The 18,691-nt window shown below is 43.9% G+C and carries 13 protein-coding genes and 1 riboswitch; of the genes, 7 read left to right on the plus strand and 6 right to left on the minus strand.

The window, feature by feature from the left end; all coding sequences use genetic code 11:
- Positions 1-28 precede the first annotated feature (28 nt).
- The 3 genes from HGG78_RS15175 (at position 29) to HGG78_RS15185 (ending at position 3,796) form a co-directional block, all read left to right on the plus strand.
- Entirely contained in the window at positions 29-1,915 is a 1,887-nt protein-coding gene (locus HGG78_RS15175) for a methyl-accepting chemotaxis protein (RefSeq protein WP_168780666.1), read from the plus strand.
- Positions 1,916-2,218: 303 nt separating this feature from the next.
- Positions 2,219-2,953 (plus strand): IclR family transcriptional regulator, encoded by a 735-nt coding sequence (locus tag HGG78_RS15180; RefSeq protein ID WP_053311612.1) that lies wholly within the window; start codon positions 2,219-2,221, stop codon positions 2,951-2,953.
- 6 nt (positions 2,954-2,959) lie between these two features.
- Positions 2,960-3,796 carry an arginase family protein gene (locus tag HGG78_RS15185; RefSeq protein WP_168786947.1) on the plus strand — a complete coding sequence of 279 codons (837 nt, stop codon included), beginning with the start codon at positions 2,960-2,962 and terminating at the stop codon, positions 3,794-3,796.
- Between the two features lie 13 nt (positions 3,797-3,809).
- On the opposite strand, the gene fdhF is transcribed toward HGG78_RS15185, so the two are convergent.
- A complete protein-coding gene (gene fdhF / locus HGG78_RS15190; protein ID WP_172533389.1) occupies positions 3,810-8,000 on the minus strand; it encodes a formate dehydrogenase subunit alpha in 4,191 nt (1,396 codons plus the stop codon).
- 338 nt (positions 8,001-8,338) lie between these two features.
- Between fdhF and HGG78_RS15195 the strand changes: the two genes are divergently transcribed.
- Positions 8,339-10,219: a PhoX family protein gene (locus HGG78_RS15195; RefSeq protein ID WP_172533390.1), complete on the plus strand. Its 1,881-nt coding sequence runs from the start codon at positions 8,339-8,341 to the stop codon at positions 10,217-10,219.
- An 83-nt stretch (positions 10,220-10,302) separates the two neighbouring features.
- On the opposite strand, the gene HGG78_RS15200 is transcribed toward HGG78_RS15195, so the two are convergent.
- Positions 10,303-11,193, minus strand: a complete 891-nt coding sequence (locus HGG78_RS15200; protein WP_172533391.1) for a LysR family transcriptional regulator — start codon at positions 11,191-11,193, stop codon at positions 10,303-10,305.
- Between the two features lie 180 nt (positions 11,194-11,373).
- A riboswitch (TPP riboswitch) is annotated at positions 11,374-11,495 on the plus strand.
- A 94-nt stretch (positions 11,496-11,589) separates the two neighbouring features.
- Between HGG78_RS15200 and thiD the strand changes: the two genes are divergently transcribed.
- Together thiD and HGG78_RS15210 are read left to right on the plus strand one after the other, a co-directional pair.
- Positions 11,590-12,435 (plus strand): bifunctional hydroxymethylpyrimidine kinase/phosphomethylpyrimidine kinase, encoded by an 846-nt coding sequence (gene thiD, locus HGG78_RS15205; RefSeq protein ID WP_172533392.1) that lies wholly within the window; start codon positions 11,590-11,592, stop codon positions 12,433-12,435.
- A gap of 247 nt (positions 12,436-12,682) precedes the next feature.
- Complete coding sequence (locus HGG78_RS15210; RefSeq protein ID WP_172533399.1) at positions 12,683-13,438, plus strand: phosphatase PAP2 family protein; 756 nt, start codon at positions 12,683-12,685, stop codon at positions 13,436-13,438.
- Between the two features lie 98 nt (positions 13,439-13,536).
- On the opposite strand, the gene HGG78_RS15215 is transcribed toward HGG78_RS15210, so the two are convergent.
- Entirely contained in the window at positions 13,537-14,241 is a 705-nt protein-coding gene (locus HGG78_RS15215; protein ID WP_172533393.1) for a DUF445 domain-containing protein, read from the minus strand.
- 98 nt (positions 14,242-14,339) lie between these two features.
- Positions 14,340-16,190 (minus strand): ABC transporter ATP-binding protein, encoded by a 1,851-nt coding sequence (locus HGG78_RS15220; protein ID WP_172533394.1) that lies wholly within the window; start codon positions 16,188-16,190, stop codon positions 14,340-14,342.
- A 385-nt stretch (positions 16,191-16,575) separates the two neighbouring features.
- Here HGG78_RS15220 and HGG78_RS15225 point away from each other — a divergent pair, with 385 nt between their 5' ends.
- Entirely contained in the window at positions 16,576-17,556 is a 981-nt protein-coding gene (locus tag HGG78_RS15225) for an arginine deiminase-related protein (protein ID WP_172533395.1), read from the plus strand.
- A gap of 36 nt (positions 17,557-17,592) precedes the next feature.
- On the opposite strand, the gene HGG78_RS15230 is transcribed toward HGG78_RS15225, so the two are convergent.
- Entirely contained in the window at positions 17,593-18,000 is a 408-nt protein-coding gene (locus HGG78_RS15230; protein ID WP_172533396.1) for a putative signal transducing protein, read from the minus strand.
- Between the two features lie 3 nt (positions 18,001-18,003).
- Entirely contained in the window at positions 18,004-18,636 is a 633-nt protein-coding gene (locus tag HGG78_RS15235) for a hypothetical protein (protein ID WP_172533397.1), read from the minus strand.
- Between the last annotated feature and the right edge of the window lie 55 nt (positions 18,637-18,691).

Below are 18,691 nucleotides of genomic sequence, written 5' to 3' on the forward strand. Positions count from 1 at the left end.
CTACTATTTCAAATAAATAGGTCTTCCTATGTTCAAAAATTTATCTTTAAAAAACAAGCTGGCGATTTCAGCCAGTGCTGCCATTATCCTAGGGGGAGTGTTAGTTGAGGCACTGTCGTATAAAGCTGCATTGGAGCGTTTAGATGTTGACGTTGAACAACGATTACAAAGTACCACCACATCGTACAGTCAATATGTAACCGACTGGTTGGTGTCAAAAGAGCGCTCGCTGACCGCTCTTCCTCAAGATTCAGAAAAAGCGGCTATTGTGACTCACTTGAAGCAAGTTCGTGATTCAGGCGCGTTTGATAACGTTTTTTTAGCGTATCCCGATGGCTCACAAGACAATGCGAACGGAGTCGTATTACCACCAGGCAACGATGACCCACGTCAATGGGGTTGGTACACCAATGCTAAAGCTAACCCGTCAAAAGTCTTTATGGATAACCCAACCGTTGCCGCTGCAACTGGCGCGAATGTTGTTTCTTTGGGTAAGGCGTTGAATCTACATGGCGATCAAGTTGTGCTTGGGGCTGATGTAGAAATTACCGATATTCTTAATACCATGAAGCAAGTTATCCTGCCGGGTGAAGGCTACATGTTTATCGCTAATGACCAAGGGAATATTTTCACCCACAGTAATACCAAACTGCTGAACAAAAGTGTTTCTGAACTTGGGTTGAGCTTTGCTGATATCCAAAAAGCGCTTTCAATACAAAGTGATTTGGCGATCACCATTAAAGGTGATGATTATGTGTTGTATGCCAGACCGATTGATGGAACAAAACTTAGTACAGTGGCTGTAATTAATCATGACTCTTTAGTTGCTCCTTTGTTTGACGCCATTTTAGGGCAGCTACTGGTGACCGCTATTGTGGTTATTTTATGTACAGTGCTATTTAATTTGCTTTGTAACGTATTGTTCCGCCCGCTTAACAACGTTTCTCAAGCTTTGGGGCAAATTGCTAACGGTAGTGGTGATTTAACTCAACGTATTGAGGTAGAAAATAACGACGAAGTCGGCGAACTTGCGAAAAATTTCAACACGTTTGTGGCAAGTTTACAGCAACTGATTGGGCATATTCGCCAACAATCACACCAATTAACCGAGCAGTCAGAGCATGGTGCACACCGCGCCAATCAGTCGGCATCTGAACTTAGTCATCAGCAGCAAGAAGTGGTGATGGTAGCTACAGCGGTCACTGAAATGGCATCAGCAACACAAGAAATTGCGTCACATGCTGAGCAAACGGCGCAAGCAGCGCAAGACTCTGCAACTAGCACTAATAATGGTCATGCTCTGGTTATTCAAACCAAAGGTTCGATCAATGATTTGGCTAGCTCTGTCAATGAAGCAAGTACCGTTATTGCGGCGCTTAATCAACATGCTCAAGAGATTTCAACCGTATTGGCAACCATTCAGGGCATCGCAGAGCAAACTAACCTGCTTGCTTTGAATGCGGCGATTGAAGCGGCACGAGCAGGAGAGCAAGGGCGTGGTTTTGCTGTGGTTGCGGATGAAGTCCGCGTACTTTCACAGCGTACCCATACTTCTACCGAAGAAATTAAGTCAACCATCGATACGCTACAAGAAACTACCAAGCGCGCAGTGGCGTTGATGCAAAGTAGTTCGACATTAGCATCGAATTCAGTTGATGATGCAGACAAGGCATCTCATGCATTAGAGGAAATTAATACCGCTGTTGCGTTGATCAGCGATATGGCAACTCAAATTGCAACCGCAGCTGAAGAGCAAACTCACGTAACCAGTGAAATCACACAAAATGTGACTTCGATAAAAGACGTGACTGAGCAGCTAGTCGTCGGCGCTGAAGATAGCTTGAGTCAATCCAATGAACTCAAGCAGCAAGCTGAAGAGCTCAGTGCCAAGGTGGCGACCTTTAAACTTTCTTAGTCATGTTGATGACAAACCAAAACGATGCTTCGGCATCGTTTTTTTTCGATTGAAAATTGAGCTAAAGATCAGATTTACCCTACAAACCTATCCCAATCAACAAGTATAGAATGTAACCAGTTGAATATGTAAAACCTTTGTTTCCGGCGATGGAACTCTTTTAAATCGGGTGATGTGAGCTCTTTTCACTTCGTTTTTCTTGTTTTCTCACCTAGTGAGAAAGCAACTCTGTTATTCATCACAAATTCTCGCTATATAAGAATCATAGTTGAGGTGTGTGATGAATGGAGCTAAAAAGAAAACATGAATGAAACAAAACTCTCAGCCAACCAAGTTAATGAAAAGTCACTGCAATTGTTAATGCAAGTGGCAGTTAATGAAGAACCTGTGTCGGCAAAAGTATTGAGCGAGCAGTTACAAGTGCCGCTAAGTAGCTTGTATCGCCACCTTAAAATTTTAAAAGAGTGGAACCTGATTGAAGAAAGTCCTCATGACAAGACGTTAATCATAGGTTCTGCTGCACTGCTGCTGATGCGTAGTTATGAAACGAGCCAACATAATCTTGATGCCGTTGATGCGGTGTTAAGTCGGCTGCAAAAGCAAACCAGTGAAATGGCGGCCTACATGGTTCCGGTTGGTTACCGAGCCTTGTGTGTGAGCCAGAAAGAAAGTATGCAGGCGCTTCGATGCAGCTTCGTCCAGGGTCAAAGTCAACCCCTGCTTCGAGGTGCCTCATCTAAAGTTATGTTGGCGTATTTACCGGCTCAACGCTGCGAGAAAATTCTTCGTTATTTCGGTGAAGAACATCGTATGGAGAAATGGCAGGCTGAGCTGGAGAAAATACGTCGTAATGGGTACGCCGTCAGTACGTCGGAAATTGACCCTGGCGTGTCAGGTATTAGTGCCCCGGTAATGAAAGGGAGTAAGTTGATCGGCGCAATTTCGGTAATGGCTCCAGCCCATCGAGTTGAAGCCAATAAGCAACGGATCATCTTACATGTATTACAGGCAGCAAGAGCGTTGCCACCAGAAAGGTAATTCACAATGCTAAGTTTATTCAAACGCTATCGTATGGCTAGAACGCCAAATCAACACGTACACCCATTCACATTCATGACCTTGTGTGAGCGTGTTAAGCCGATGTCTCAAGTAGAGTTTGAATTTGCGCAGCAGAGCTTAGAATTTTCTTCCGATTGGCTTTATCAGCATCAAGCAAACGGCTGTTACTCTGATGCAGGTCATATGGTGGTGCAAAATAAAAATGCAGCCGGTTTTCAAGACAGTCTATATCAGCATTTGGCCGCTCGTTCATTGCCGGTTGTTCTCTCTAATTGTCATGAAACCTTACTCAATGCCTTACCGGTAATGGCGTTAGACGATCAAGAAGTTGGTCTGATTAACATTGGACATCGATTTGATCTCAAACAGACGCTGGATTTACAGCTCGGTTCGGTTTTTCATTTTGCCTTGACTCGCTATAGCAATACTCGTCTTTTTTGTTTAGGAATTGATGAAACTTTGCAGGCAAATCAAGTAGTGGAGTATGCCGAAGATCTTGGCGTCAATTGGTTAACTCTAAGTGAATGCAGTTTTCGTTTCCGTAATAACTTAAAAGCACAGCTAGCGAGTTACATTGAACATTGTGATCAATTGATCATTAGTATTGATCTTGCGTCGCTTGTTTCGACGATGGGCGTTGATGAGAATCATGCGCTTGATAATCAAATGGTGCTAAGAACGTTAAGACAATGTGTTTTATCAGGAAAAGTAAAGCTGATTCAGTTAGTGGGAGCAAAGGATAAGCTCATTTATTCTAGACAGACGAAAGAGATTTTCGATGAACTTTTCGCCTTGTCGCCCGAAATTACGCATGTGGCTTAGGAGGACACTTTCCTTAACCATCAATATTATGTTGATAAGTTAGTAAATGATCGACAGCGATGCCGGATGCATTTGTCAGCACGATTTCTAATTTGACCGCTGAGACTTTGAATTCTGGTATTTTCGCGTGAGGGTCGGTGGCACTTGAAGTCAGTTTATTTGCGGGAGATTCCGCGAAATGAAACGGTACAAATACTACTCCTTGCTGCATTCTTTTGGTGACAAAGGCAGGGGCTTCGATCATGCCACGTCGTGAACTTAAACGAACCATTTGACTATTATTGATACCTAATTGCTGGGCATCTTGCACGCTGATCATTACTCTTGGGCCTGCTAGGTTATCTAAACCTCGTGTTTTTCTGGTCATGGTGCCGGTGTGGAATTGTTCCAATAAGCGTCCAGTGGTTAAGATAAGTGGGTATTCACTATCAGGTAACTCCGCTGCGTATCTAAACGGAACGGCTACCATCTCGCCTTTGCCACGTTTAAACGTGGTTTGATGTAAAATTCGTGTGCCGTCAGGGGCATGTTCATCACATGGCCATTGTCGACCTGTTTCACCAATGTTGTGCCAATGAATACCAGCGTATTGTGGGGTGACTTGGCTGATCTCTTGAGTAACTTGCCTAACGTTTTGATAGCGCCATTGCCCGCCCATTGCTTGAGCTATGCGTTGTACTATCCACCAATCTTCTTTCGCTTCACCGGGGGCTTTAACGACAGGTGTTATGCGTTGAACGCGTCGTTCGGTATTGGTGAAATGACCTGATTTTTCAGCAAATGAATAAGAAGGCAACACTACATCGGCCAGTTGCGCCGTTTCAGAAAGAAAAATATCCTGCACTACCAAGAAATCAAGTTGATTAAGTGCTGCTAACACATGGGCTTGGTCAGGGTCACTCAAAACGGGGTTTTCGCCCATCACGTATAATCCCCGCACCTGTTTTTGTTGCGCCGCATCAATAATCTCAGTCAGCGTTAAGCCCTTTTCTTGAGAGAGATGATCACATTGCCACGCTTTTGCAAACTTGGTCTGTACCAACGGGTTGGTCACTTTTTGATAACCGGGATAATCGCCTGGTAATGCCCCCATATCACAGGCTCCTTGCACGTTTGATTGTCCTCGCAATGGGTTGATGCCACCGCCTTCAACACCAATATTGCCGCATAACATCTGCAAGTTGGCGATTGAACGGACATTGTCATGCCCTGTGGTGTGTTGGGTTATTCCCATAGAGTAATAAACCGCAGTGACTTGCGCGGTGCCTATCATTTCTGCGATGCGTTTTAAGTCATCCACTTTTACACCCGTAATCAGTTCTACTTTTGCGGGTAAATAAGCGTCTGACATGACTTCCATTAATAATTCGTCAAACCCATCAACTCGTTTTTGAATGTAATCTTGATCATACCAAGCATTTTGGATGATCAGTTGCATGATGCCATTGAGCAGCATTACATCAGTGCCCGGACGGTGGGCGACGTAGACATCAGCGTGATCAGCCATTGTGATGCGTTTAGGATCGGCAACAATTAAGCGAGCCCCTTGTTTTACTGCTTGTTTGATGTGCGAAGCAATGATCGGGTGAGCTGAGGTGGTGTCCGAACCAATGATAAAGATAACATCAGAATGCTTAATGCTTGGGATATCATTGGTCATGGCACCGCTTCCGAGTGATGCCTCTAGGCCAGTGACGGTTGATGCATGACATAGCCGAGCGCAGTGGTCGACATTATTTGTGCCAAACTCACAACGGATTAATTTCTGAAACAGATAGTTGTCTTCATTGGTGGTTTTTGCTGAGGAAAAGCCCGCTAATGCGTTACCACCGTGTTTAAGTTTTAGTTGAGAGAATGTGCTACCCACCAATGCAATGGCTTCATCCCATGTAGCTGGCTGCAGTTGTCCATTTTTACGAATTAGTGGGGTTGTTAGCCTTTCGGGGCTATGAATGAAGTCGAAACCAAACCGACCTTTGACGCATAACATCCCTTGATTAACGGGAGACTTTTTATCTCCTTCGACATAGCGAATTTTGTTCTGTTTTTCATCAACGTACATCACTACTCGGCAGCCGACTCCGCAATAAGTGCAAATGGTTTTTATCGGTTTAAGTACTTCTATCCGTCCTTGGGATTTATCACGTTTATCTACCAGAGCGCCCGTTGGACAGACTTGTACGCAAGCTCCGCACTGCACACAATTGGAATCTCCCATTGACGCGCCATGAGTAAACCATGGACGATTTGTGGTGTGTGAATTTGGCATGTGAGAGAGATGCAATGCACCATGCACTGTTTGTTCTTGACAGGTTTGCACACACAATCCGCAGCTAATACAGCGGTTAGCATCAAATACAATAAACTCGCTACTTTTGTCGACAGGAAAATGTTGCTTATCTTGATTGATTAGCTGCTCAGGCATTACATGATATTCACTCGCGTAATCACGTAACTTACAATCGGTATTGACTTGGCATCCACACTCTAAGCAGCGCTTTGCTTCTTCTTTTGACGCTTTTACGCCAGCATCCAGCTCGACTTCTGAAAAGTTAGTACGGCGATATAAGCTGGGCAAGTGAGGGAAGAGTACCCGCCTTTTGCTTGCTTCTAAGTGGTATTCACTGCTTTTTACTTCGCTCAGTTGTGCGGCTTTTTGGCTATTGAACGTTTTTAGTTTAGGGGCGAATTCACCCAGTAATAATTTTTGAGCGATGGCTTGTGCAGCCACCTTCCCATCAGCGATGGCTTCTATCGCTGTGGCGGGCCCGCGCCTAAAATCACCAATTGAAAATAGAGACCCTTGATGATGCATAGTGTGGGCATCTACTTGCGCCGTATTTTTCTGGGTGAGAGGGGGCGGCGTGGTTAGCCCTGAAAAAATATCGGTATCTGGAGTCTGAGATAACGCAGCGATCACCGTGTCAAACGCTTCTTCATAGATTTCGCCAGTGGCTATAGGCTGACGACGGCCCGAGTCGTCAGTTTCTCCAAGCTCCATTTTTTCAAGGCGTAGTGCGCGTACCTGTCCATACTCATCGCTGAGGTTTTCTAGCGGGTTGGTAAGGAAATCGAATTTAACGCCTTCGTGTGCCGCCGCTTCTATTTCGTATTCTTCAGCTGGCATTTCAGACAAGGTTCGACGATAGATAAGGGTAGTTTGTGCACTTAAACGCTGGGCTGTTCGTGCACAATCGATAGCGGTATTACCACCCCCAATGACCGCAACCTTTTTGCCTGTGATGCATTGCTTGGTGGTAAGCGAATCTTTTAAATAATCCACACCTAAATAGCAGCCTTTTAATCGACTTCCAGGATAGTGAGCACTTACCGCTTTAGTTGCGCCAATGGCTAAACAAACGGCATGATAGTCACGCTGTAGGTTATCGAGAGTGAAATCTTTTCCAATTTTATGGTTACATAATATTTTCATGCCTGAAGCAGCAAGGAGTTCAATTTCTTGATCGAGTAGCTTTTTGGGTAAGCGGTATTCTGGAATGCCGTACTGTAGCCACCCGCCCGGTTTGGGCATCGCTTCAAACAAAGTAACACTAAACCCCAGTTGGCGTAGGTAGTAACCACACGCTAACCCAGCAGGCCCCGCGCCTACAATGGCGACATTGTAACCATTGTTTGAGACTGGCTTCGCCTGATAAGGCGTGTTTTGTTGTAAATCGATATCAGCAGCGTGACGTTTCAGTTGGCGGATAGCTAGGGGTTCATCAATCAGCGAACGGCGACATTGTGCTTCACAAAACGCCGGGCAGACCCGGCCAATAGAAACGGGGAGAGGAAGATGACGCTTGATGATTTCTACGGCTTTTTGATGTTCTCCTTTGGCTATGTGATGTAGGTAAGATTGAACGTCAACATGGGCAGGACAAGCTACTTGACAAGGCGCTTCGCAGTCCGCGTTGTGGTCAGATAGTAATTTAGCCAAGGCAAGGTTGCGTTTTTCTGATAGTGCTTTTGACTGTGTTCGGAAGTGAATATTGTTATCAACCGGGTGCTCACAGGCACGAACTAACACACTATTGCCATCTTTAGTTTCGACTTCAACCACACAGAGATCGCAATGGACTTTTCCGGTTTGGTGGCTGGCTGCGCAAAGGGTTGGAATGGCGACTCCTACCGATGTGGCGGCTTCCAGTAGAGTTGATGCTTGACCAACTTGATATTGAACGTCATTGATCACCACTTTCATAGTTCGCCCCTAAAAAGATACGCACGTTCAGAGTTACACCTCACATCCTTCGCGCAGGTTGCTACGATGAATGTTGAGCTCTATGAAAACGCACTGAAGTAGGGTTTTCTAATTAGGTGCTGAATAAAGTGCGTGTCATAAGGTGCTAATGTCTGCATCAATCTTGTGGTTATTGCATTGAGTATAAAAAATCCATGCTGTGAATCCCTAGATCTAGTTCTCATTTTGGTTAAACAATCGTCACGATTAGGCAATATAAATTTAACTAATTTGTCATGTTTAACCGCTAAGCTGCTTTCCATATCTAATAACAAGGCAAGTAAAGTCAAGGAGCAAACATGTGGAAGCGTGATGAGCAAGAGTCTCAATTTAGTGAAATGATCGAAGCGAGGCTTTCTCGCCGTCGCTTTATGGCGGGCAGTGCGGCAGTTAGTGCTGGTGCATTTTTAACATTGAATCCAGTCGCTAAAGCTGTTGCTGCGCAGCCTAATTCATCGTTGCTTAACTTCGAACCAATACCGACATCAACAGCCGATAGCGTCATCGTGCCGAAAGGCTACAAGGCAACACCGTTAATGTCTTGGGGTGACCCGATTTTTGCAGATGCGCCCGAATTTGATCAAAGTGGCAAACAAGATTCAAGTGCACAAGAACGTCAGTTTGGCGATAACACGGACGGTATGAGCTTCTTCCCCATTGCTGATGATCGCGCTGTACTGGCTATCAATAACGAATACACCAATTACGAATATCTGTTTGCTCACAAAGGCGAAGCCATGACCGCCGACGATGTTCGTAAAGCGCAAGCTGCTGTTGGGGTGACCATTGTTGAAGTAGTACGAAAAAATGGCCAATGGATGGTGGATCGTTCAGGGCAAAGAAACCGCCGTATTACAGCCAATACCCCGATGCAATTGACGGGGCCAGCGGCCGGTCATACTTTGATGAAAACTGATGCAGACCCTAGTGGCATGAAACCTTTCGGTACTTTTAATAACTGCGCCAATGGCCAAACCCCATGGGGCACGTACCTGACTTGTGAAGAGAACTTTGATGATTTCTTTGGGACCGATCAAGCGGGAGTATCACTAACGGCAGATCAAAAACGTTATGGTATTGAAGCCAAACCGAGCAGTTATAAATGGCATCAACATGATGCACGTTTTGACGTGGCGAAGAACCCGAATGAACCAAACCGCTTTGGCTGGGTAGTTGAAATTGACCCGAATGATCCAACTGCCACGCCACTAAAACGTACAGCGTTAGGCCGTTTTAAGCATGAGAATGCGGCACTGACCATCAACAATGATGGGCATGCGGTGGTGTATCTTGGTGATGACGAACGTGGTGAACATCTTTACAAATTTGTTTCAAAAAATCGTTACCAAGAGGGCAATGATGCGGCAAACCGCAATCTTCTCGAAGAAGGTACGTTGTACGTTGCTAAGTTTGATATGAATGATAAAGAGCTGAAAGGCCAAGGGCATTGGATTGAATTAACCTTTGGTAAAAACGGTTTAACACCTGAAAATGGTTTTAAGGATCACGCAGAGGTGATGATTTTTGCTCGTCGTGCGGCAACGCAAGTTGGGGCAACCACTATGGATCGTCCAGAATGGGTGGCGGTGCATCCAAGTAACAAATACGTTTTCTGTACTTTAACCAATAACAAAAACCGTGGCGTAAAAGAGGGACAACCTGTCGGTGGTCCCAACCCTCGTGCGAAAAATAACTACGGGCAGATTCTGCGTTGGATGCCAGTCAACGGCGACCACACTAGCGACAAATTTGCATGGGATCTGTATTTAATCGCCGGTAACCCAACGGTTCACAAAGGTAATTTGTACGCTGGTAGTGACAATATTCATGCTGACAACATGTTTAACAGCCCTGACGGTATTGGGTTCGATAAAGCCGGTCGTTTGTGGATTCAAACTGACGGTAAGTACTCCAATAAGGGGGACTTTGCAGGTCAAGGCAACAACCAAATGCTGTGTGGTGACCCGATTACGGGTGAAGTGCAGCGTTTTCTAACAGGTCCTATTGCGTGTGAAATTACCGGTTTAACCTTCTCGCCAGACCAAAAAACCATGTTTATTGGTGTGCAGCACCCCGGTGAAGATGGGGCTCCTTCTCATTTTCCAGACGGTGGTAGTACTAAGCCTCGTTCAACGATAATGATGATTACTCGCGAAGATGGTGGTGTTATCGGTGCATAGCGCCACTAGTTTAAGTCACTAAACCGTTCAAAAAATAATAACCAGTTGGCTATATAATATTCAGGGAGCTTCGGCTCCCTTTGTTAGTTTTGCATTAAAACTCGGATGCTTTGTAATACGGTTTTGTAGCGAGTGGGTAACTGTCGATGGTATTTTTGTAAACTATAGACCGTCTCATTAATACTGGTTTTAGGCTGGTGTAGTCTGACCTGCTGCTGCTCAACGTGAGCTTCTACCGCACCAAAAGGTAAGACAGTAAATCCAATTCCTTGTGTGATCGGCACTAAGATTTGACTAAGTTGATTGATATAACCGACGCTAGGTAATGAGTCAATGGCAATGCCTGCCAGCGCTTCATCTCGGCTATGTGCAAAATAGATCGAGAGGTAATGCTCGGCATCAGGGTGACGAATGAGACCAAGTTTTTGTAACAGTTCTGGCGTGACCTGCGTATTTTTGGTCGAATTTGGTATTACTAAGCACAGAGCCTCTTGACCAATTTGTTGCCATTGATAGGCACCTTGTGCAGGTTTTTGGGTAACAATACCGATGTCAGTCGTGCCATTTTTTATCGCCTCTACAATTTTATTGTGAGGTGCGACTTCGATATGAATGACTAGCTGTGGATGCTTCGTCTGTAGCGCAATAAGCGTCGGATAAATACGCATCGCCATTGCACCAGAACAGGAAATATAGCAGTTGCCAGCGTATGGGTCATCAAAACTCAGTTGTTCCAATAGCTGCAATTCGTTGCGCTTTTGTTCCAACGTGTACTGATACATCAATCGACCTTGCTCGGTAAGATCAAAACTCTTTTTTTCTCGCTTTATCAAAGCGTGGCCGCACGCCTCTTCTAATTTCTTTATGTGCTGACTGACGCCCGGCTGTGTCATATGTAGCTTTTCTGCCGTGCGTGTAAAATGACCGACATCGATCAGAGTTTTAAAAGTATTGAGCCAGATTGGGTTAAGCATCGTCAATCACACTGATAACAAAATATTCTTAATTTAAGATTAAATCATAAACGTACGTTTGCATACAATCATCTCGATGGATAAGAGCTAAACCTGAAAAACAACACGATAGGGTAATACATCGTAGCGTTACCACTCGTTTTTGCTTTTCTATTTTTGCTGACAATTGATATCATCACCGTTCTATAGTCGGGGAGCCAAATATCAAGCTTATTTTAGTTTGATTGGGCTGAGATCGCAGTGCGAGACCCGTTGAACCTGATTCAGTTAATACTGGCGTAGGGAACTATCCACTTTGTCATTGAAAATGAAAACTTGTTTCCTTTTCAATCATGTTGCGGATGTGGTGGACTAATATTAGTCATCATTCCTACGCGCTTACTTTTCGGAGCGTGTATGTTTCAAGCAAATCCTAACTCTCATATTCCTATTGTACTTACCATTGCTGGTTCTGATTCTGGTGGTGGCGCGGGTATTCAAGCCGATATCAAAGCCATTTCAGCGACGGGGGGTTATGCATGCTCTGTTATTACGGCATTAACGGCCCAAAATACGCAGCGAGTCAGTGGGGTCTTACCGGTTCCTGTCACTTTTATTGAGCAGCAACTCGACGCCGTATTTACTGACCTCAACATTATTGCGGTAAAGGTTGGAATGTTAGCAGACGCTAATATCATTCAAATCGTTGCGCAGAAATTACGTCAGTATCAACCGCAATTTATCGTGCTTGATCCGGTGATGGTCGCAACCAGTGGTGATCTGTTATTGCAACCAGAGGCGATTGATTCTCTCAAAACCCATCTATTACCGATTGCCACTGTTGTGACACCTAATTTAGCGGAAGCTGCTGCTTTACTTGGTACTGCAATACCAGCTGCAGAGGCTCAAATGCACCAAATGGTAGAAAAAATTCGTGGCTTAGATTGCTTTGCAGTATTGCTCAAAGGTGGCCATTTAAAAGATGAAGTGAATAGCAACGACTTATTGATAACAGCGGATAAGACTCACCTATTCCAAGCGCAGCGAATCGCAACGATGAATACCCACGGTACTGGGTGTACACTCTCTTCGGCTATCGCCTCACGCTTAGCCCAAGGGGATGAGTTACAGGCCGCTGTTAGTTGTGCGAAACAGTATCTTTCACAAGCGATCAGCTGTGCTGATAGGTTACACGTGGGGCATGGGCATGGGCCTGTCGATCATTTTTATAACTTACGTACTGGTTTGGACTTTAAGCGTTAAATATATCCCCTTCCTACTTGAAGATGCAGCGGTGTTTGTCTGCGTTCGTTTACCCCAATCACATAGCCTGCCTATGCTCAGGGGGATAAACTCATTTGCCGCCTACCTGCAACTCCAAGTAGTTTGGGTATAAAGTTGTCGTTTTTTGGCATTTCTTTGCCACCGAATTGACCGCGATTTGATACATTTTACACATCGGCCCCGTTATTATCTCTCTCTATTTTATAGTGCTGTGGTGAGTGATGTGTTGGGTGTAAAGAATCAAATTCATATCAAAAAAACGAGTATGGTTTTGTTGGCGTTGTTTGCCTTATTGTTAATTCCTATATCATATGCTGGTTTGCTGATTGATTTGACTGCACCGGTTAATGAGCAGTTAGGTGCGTTTTTTACTTATTTAACCGATTCAGCAGGTTGGCAGGGTTTTGGTTTGACTTTAGTGACGCTGGCTTTTGTAGTCACACGTACTAGGTGTTCCAAGAAAATGATGCTTAATCGAGTACTTCAGCTTGGCTTACTGCTTGTAATTGGTATGGGTGCGAAAACTGGCTTAAAACACTTAACGGAAAGTCCGCGGCCCTATACGCAATTAATGACCCAGCAACTGCTTATTCCAAACCCAGAGCATTTTTATAAATTGGATGCGGTACAAAAAGCGCAGGTTATTGAAAGCGTTTCGAGCCGAGTTAGTGAGTGGCGTTTGCGTCATTGGCAGGGGGAAAAAGATTACTCATTTCCATCTGGACACACCATCTTTGCCGCTATTTGTTTAGCCTTTTTCGGTGGATTGTTGGTTGAACAAAAACGTTATCTATTTGCGGCTGGTTTAATGTTGTGGGCGTGTGGTGTTGCGTTTAGCCGGCTGTGGCTAGGGATGCATCGACCGATCGATTTATATGGTTCTTTGTTATTTGTTAGTGTCATCTACCTGCTTGTACCGCAGTACTATCCACTTGATCACTCTAAACTGAAGCCAATATTGAATCGATTTCATTTGTGCTAAAGACCAAAGTCAAAGTGATAAGTTGCGCTTAAAAAAATAACTAACCGAGATAAAAGAAGCCAGCACGTTTGATGCTGGCTTTTTACATATTGAGGTAGTTAAGCAAAGAATGAAGATATTACACCAATTAAACCGCCGAAGACGCCGCCCCACACTACGAGCCAACCAAGGTGCTGCTTGATCATTTTTTGCACCATTTCTTTGACCAATTTAGGGGTAAGTTCATTCAATCGTTGATCGATGATGTTTTCAATGTTGGCTTTAATTTCTTCCATCATCGCTGGGGATTCAAACTGTTCTTTTAATGCTTGCTTAACACTCTCACTTTGGCTGATTTCAACCACAGACTGCTGCATTTTTTCTACAAAAGGTTGTTTTAATGGCTGTAGTGCTTCAGTACCGCCAAACATCGCCAGCATGCCACCAAACGACGACTGTGCAATGACTTCAACTAATGAATCAAAGGTTGGGTTGAAATCAACTTTGGCGATCACAGGTTCTAGGTTGAGTGTTTTACTGCCGGTCATTTCTTTATTTAGGAAACGATCAATGTTGGACTCAGTGAAAAACTGTTCCATCATCAGGTTTTTTATTGCCGCTTTGAACTCTTCAAAACGCGCAGGAATGACCCCAGAGCCATACAATCCCGGTACTTTTTCAAACAGCATGTGAATGGCCAGCCAGTTGGTAATGGCTCCAGAGAAAGCAAAAAGGCCGGCGTATAACGCGATTTGGTTGTCCAACTGGTAACCTGCGCCCAATAACACAAGCGCAATAATATTGGTAACTAAGCTCTTATTCATGATCCGATTCTAATGAAGTGAGATTGATTGATGCGAATTCTAAGGAAAAATAGCGCAATGGGGAAGCGTCAGCGAAGCAAGCCTCGCTGACTTAAGGTTTATGCTACTTCGTTATTCTCGTCGTCACAGCCAATAAAACCGCCAGTTTGATGCGCCCAAAGGTGAGCATAAATGCCGTTTTGAGCGATCAGCTCTTGGTGAGTGCCTTGTTCGAGAATGTTGCCTTTATCGAGAACGATCAAGCGATCCATCGCGGCAATGGTTGACAGACGGTGAGCGATGGCAATCACGGTTTTGCCTTGCATCAGCTCATTCAAGCTCTCTTGGATGGCGGCTTCTACTTCTGAATCTAGAGCTGAAGTGGCCTCATCCAAAATCAACAATGGCGCATCTTTCAATAACACACGAGAAATCGCAATACGCTGGCGTTGTCCCCCAGAAAGTTTTACACCACGTTCACCTACTTGCGCGTCATAACCCACGTTACCAAATGGGTCGGTTAGGGTTTCTATGAACTCATGGGCATGTGCTTGTTTGGTCGCTTGAATCAATTGCTCTTCACTGGCTTCGGGGTTGCCATACAAAATATTGTCGCGAATTGAGCGATGTAACAGAGATGTATCTTGTGTCACCATGCCAATTTTACTGCGTAGTGAATCTTGGGTTACTTGATCAATGGCTTGACCATCAATCTTAATTTGGCCGCTTTCTACATCATGAAAACGCATCAGCAAATTAACTAAGGTGGATTTCCCCGCACCTGAACGCCCAACCAGACCGACTTTTTCTCCGGGCTTGATATTGAGCGTTAAGTTACTGATCACTCCTTTGTTTTCACCATAATGAAAACTAACATCGTCAAACTCGATCCCACCATTTTGTACCACCAAAGGTTTGGCGTTTGGTTTATCTTGGATTGAAATGGGTTTCGACAGGGTTTTCATACCATCAACAACCGTTCCCATATTTTCAAACAGAGCACCGACTTCCCACATGATCCATTTCGACATGCCGTTGATACGCAGTGCGAGGCTGATAGCAATAGCGATTGCACCAATGCTGATTGCACTGGTCATCCATAGGTAAATCGATACCGCAGAAATGACAAAAACCAGAATATAGTTTGCTAGCTCAACACACAGATTAAAGCCAGTCACTAAGCGCATTTGACGGTTTACGGTATCTAAGAAACTTTCCATGCCTTGCTCGGCATACTCAGTTTCACGGCGGCTATGAGAGAACAGTTTAACGGTCGCAATGTTGGTGTAGCTATCGACGATACGCCCAGTCATGGTCGAGCGTGCATCGGCTTGCTCAGATGCTACTTTTTTCAGTTTGGGCACAAAATGGAGCTGAATACAGATATAAACGGCGAGCCAAGCCAGCATTGGCATCATTAAGCGCCAATCAGCTTGTGCAAGTATCACTACAATGGCGGTGAAATAGACGGAAACATAAACAAAAACATCAAGTGTTTTCATCACCGTTTCCCGAATCGATAACGCCGTTTGCATCACCTTTGTTGCGATTCGCCCGGCAAAATCATCTTGATAGAACGAAAGACTTTGCTTGAGCAAATAACGGTGCGCCAACCATCGAATGGACATTGGGTAGTTACCCAACATAGTTTGGTGAATAAGCAACGAATATAGGCCAATCAAGAGCGGCATGATAACCAACAACAATATTGAAAGGCCAATCAGCGTACTGCTGTTGTCGGCTAAAAAAGTTTCAGGGTTGCTGGTAGAGAGCCAATCAACCAATTTGCCCATAAAGCCAAACAGCGACACTTCAACAACTGCAATAATCGTGCTTAGCAGTGTCATAACAATCAATGGCTTTTCAAAACCACGTGTGTAATAGCGACAAAATGCCCACAGAGTATTAGGCGGCTGCTGTGGTTCCTCTTTTGGGAAGGCTTGGGTAAAGCTTTCAAATTTCTTATACATCGAAAATCCTTATGCCAATTCTCGCTAAAATGTGTGAGACCAAAAGCCTAAAGTGCGAGGATCAGACGTTGAATTCCAGTGAACTGGAAGAGATAGATAATTCGAACAGAAGTATAACGAAATCACCACATAAATGGCGGATTAGTTTTGATACCCCCCTCGTTTATACCCAAACAACTTAATGAGCACCGAGCACTGAATATTCTTTGCATATTCCATGCATATTTTTGAGTGGCGCCCCGTTTTGGCAGTAATTATTGCTGATAAATTTGTAATTTCCAGAAAAAGAGTAAAGTTAAACCGATGAAATAATCATAAAATCAGCAAATCTTTACTTAACATTATGTTTACAATTCAAGTTAAGTAAGTGGAAAGGATAAGTTCTATGATGTTACAAGGACAATTGCTCTCACAGCCAGAATTGAAAAACGTACAAAACGCTAATTGCGTTGTGATGGTGCCACCAAAAGAGTTCAAGTTTAATGCACAAACCGCGCAAGATAATGAGTTTCAGCATCAAGTATCGCTAACAACAGCGCAAGTTCGTGAGCTTGCAATGGCCGAATTTAGAACGATGGTTGATTCATTGCGTAGCGAAGGTGTGCAGGTGGTCGAGTTTGATTATCCACTTTCCGAGCAGGAGACTCCAGATGCGGTTTTTCCTAATAACTGGTTCAGTACCACTGCTGATGGCAAGTTATTTTCTTTCCCAATGGCGTGTAAAAATCGTCAGCATGAGGTGAGGCCTAAAGCGCTTATTGAGGCGTTAAAATATGCCGGAAGAGTGGTGTCAGCACAAGATTCGTTACTTGATTATCAAGACAGCAACGCGTATCTCGAAAGTACCGGTGTGATGGTGATGGATCATAGTAACAGGACGATTTATGCTGCTTTGTCGCAACGTTGTGACCGTGAAGTGTTAGAAGATTATGCCAATCGAATCGGTTATCCGCGGGTTGTTTCGTTCCAAACGGCTTTGCCTTCAGGGCAACCGGTTTACCACACTAACGTGATGATGGCGGTAGGTGAAAACTTCTGCGTTATTTGTGATGAAGTGATTCCAGAATTTGAACGTCGATTTGTTGTGAAATCACTGGCGAAAGACAAGCAGGTTATTTCTATTTCATTGGATCAGATGAACCGTTTCTGCGGCAATATTTTGCAATTAGAGACTGTTAATGGTGATAAAGTGATTGCGATGTCGAAATCTGCCTTTGATGCTTTTTCTCCAGCGCAACGCTCACAGCTTGCGAGCCATGGTAAATTGTTGCCTTTTAACGTCAAAACGATTGAAAATATCGGTGGTGGTTCAGTGAGATGTATGCTCGGAGAGGTATTCTTGCCGCCTAGCTGCAACTCCAAGTAGTTTGGGTATAACTCATTCTTTTTATTTACTAATAAATTACCTGTGGATGAAAAACTTGTTGCAATTTTTACATTTATAACCATGTTTGAATGGAAATAACGGAAAACCAATAAGAATGAAAATAGCAAAAGCAAGAGACTTACCCTTTGTGAATATTACTACTTCATCACTATTACAGTCGTCGCAGCTGGCGTTGTCATTCCCACTGTTGTCTGAAAATACAGCATCAACGTCATTTGAATAATCATGTGCCAGTATGGTGTTTGCTTTATCAAAATCCTGTTCAAATACCCACAGCTTTACGCCTCCTATTGCATCAGAGTAGAGCCACTGAGAATTTATGGTGTGTTCATCAGTTAAATGACAATCGATACCAAAAGAATGAAGCTTAGCTTTTGCTATATATGCCTCATGCGTAAAGGAATATCTAGAAACAATAAGCATTGTCTAACAGATCATGATTACTACAGAAGACCCAAAAGGGCTTCCATAATGAGAGGTGCTAACATCAGCAACATCATTGGACGTTAGGATATTAATGGCGCCGTTGAAGTTATTTTCATGCCACCTATTGTTATAATACCTGACTTTAGAGTCTACTCTTGTATCTCCGTGAATCGTTACTGATATGTTATACACAGTCCATCCTACATGATTTGCAATGACCGACCAAGGACTCCAAGTTAGTGGTGGTGCATACCCTCCCCAACGTTGGCAAGAACGGTCGTCCAAATTATCCATATCATCGCGTACAGATTTGTCTATTTTGATAATTGCATCACCAGAGACTTCTATCAATTCACACTCGGGGCCTGGTAAAATCGCATCTTCTGGAGGAGTGACACTTGGGTCACCATAAAAATCCGTTTCGGAACAATCTTTATAGATATAGTTGCCATGCTTATCTATGGTTTGATATTTACCGACAGACCTAAAAACTCGGCCATCTTGAGTAAATATCTCTTTGGTGAATTCATCTTGGTACATTGTTGATAAATCTAATTCGCTATCGTTTGCGAAGGAATGAAATGGAATTGATATTATTAACGCTAACAATGGTGGTTGGATATGTTTATGCATTAAAAAATCCCCTACAAATTAAATATTCTATCCATTATTACTGATTACAATATAT

Origin of the sequence: Vibrio aestuarianus (genome assembly GCF_012395185.1) — a bacterium.
Classification (GTDB): Bacteria; Pseudomonadota; Gammaproteobacteria; order Enterobacterales; family Vibrionaceae; genus Vibrio; species Vibrio aestuarianus.

Excerpts from the sequence above, each read along its gene's own strand:
- fdhF (WP_172533389.1), bottom strand. The coding sequence starts at position 8,000 with ATGAAAGTGGTGATCAATGACGTTCAATATCAAGTTGGTCAAGCATCA.
- HGG78_RS15180 (WP_053311612.1), top strand. The coding sequence starts at position 2,219 with ATGAATGAAACAAAACTCTCAGCCAACCAAGTTAATGAAAAGTCACTG.
- HGG78_RS15185 (WP_168786947.1), top strand. The coding sequence starts at position 2,960 with ATGCTAAGTTTATTCAAACGCTATCGTATGGCTAGAACGCCAAATCAA.
- HGG78_RS15215 (WP_172533393.1), bottom strand. The coding sequence starts at position 14,241 with ATGAATAAGAGCTTAGTTACCAATATTATTGCGCTTGTGTTATTGGGC.
- HGG78_RS15175 (WP_168780666.1), top strand. The coding sequence starts at position 29 with ATGTTCAAAAATTTATCTTTAAAAAACAAGCTGGCGATTTCAGCCAGT.
- HGG78_RS15230 (WP_172533396.1), bottom strand. The coding sequence starts at position 18,000 with ATGCTTATTGTTTCTAGATATTCCTTTACGCATGAGGCATATATAGCA.
- HGG78_RS15220 (WP_172533394.1), bottom strand. The coding sequence starts at position 16,190 with ATGTATAAGAAATTTGAAAGCTTTACCCAAGCCTTCCCAAAAGAGGAA.
- thiD (WP_172533392.1), top strand. The coding sequence starts at position 11,590 with ATGTTTCAAGCAAATCCTAACTCTCATATTCCTATTGTACTTACCATT.
- HGG78_RS15235 (WP_172533397.1), bottom strand. The coding sequence starts at position 18,636 with ATGCATAAACATATCCAACCACCATTGTTAGCGTTAATAATATCAATT.
- HGG78_RS15195 (WP_172533390.1), top strand. The coding sequence starts at position 8,339 with ATGTGGAAGCGTGATGAGCAAGAGTCTCAATTTAGTGAAATGATCGAA.
- HGG78_RS15225 (WP_172533395.1), top strand. The coding sequence starts at position 16,576 with ATGATGTTACAAGGACAATTGCTCTCACAGCCAGAATTGAAAAACGTA.
- HGG78_RS15200 (WP_172533391.1), bottom strand. The coding sequence starts at position 11,193 with ATGCTTAACCCAATCTGGCTCAATACTTTTAAAACTCTGATCGATGTC.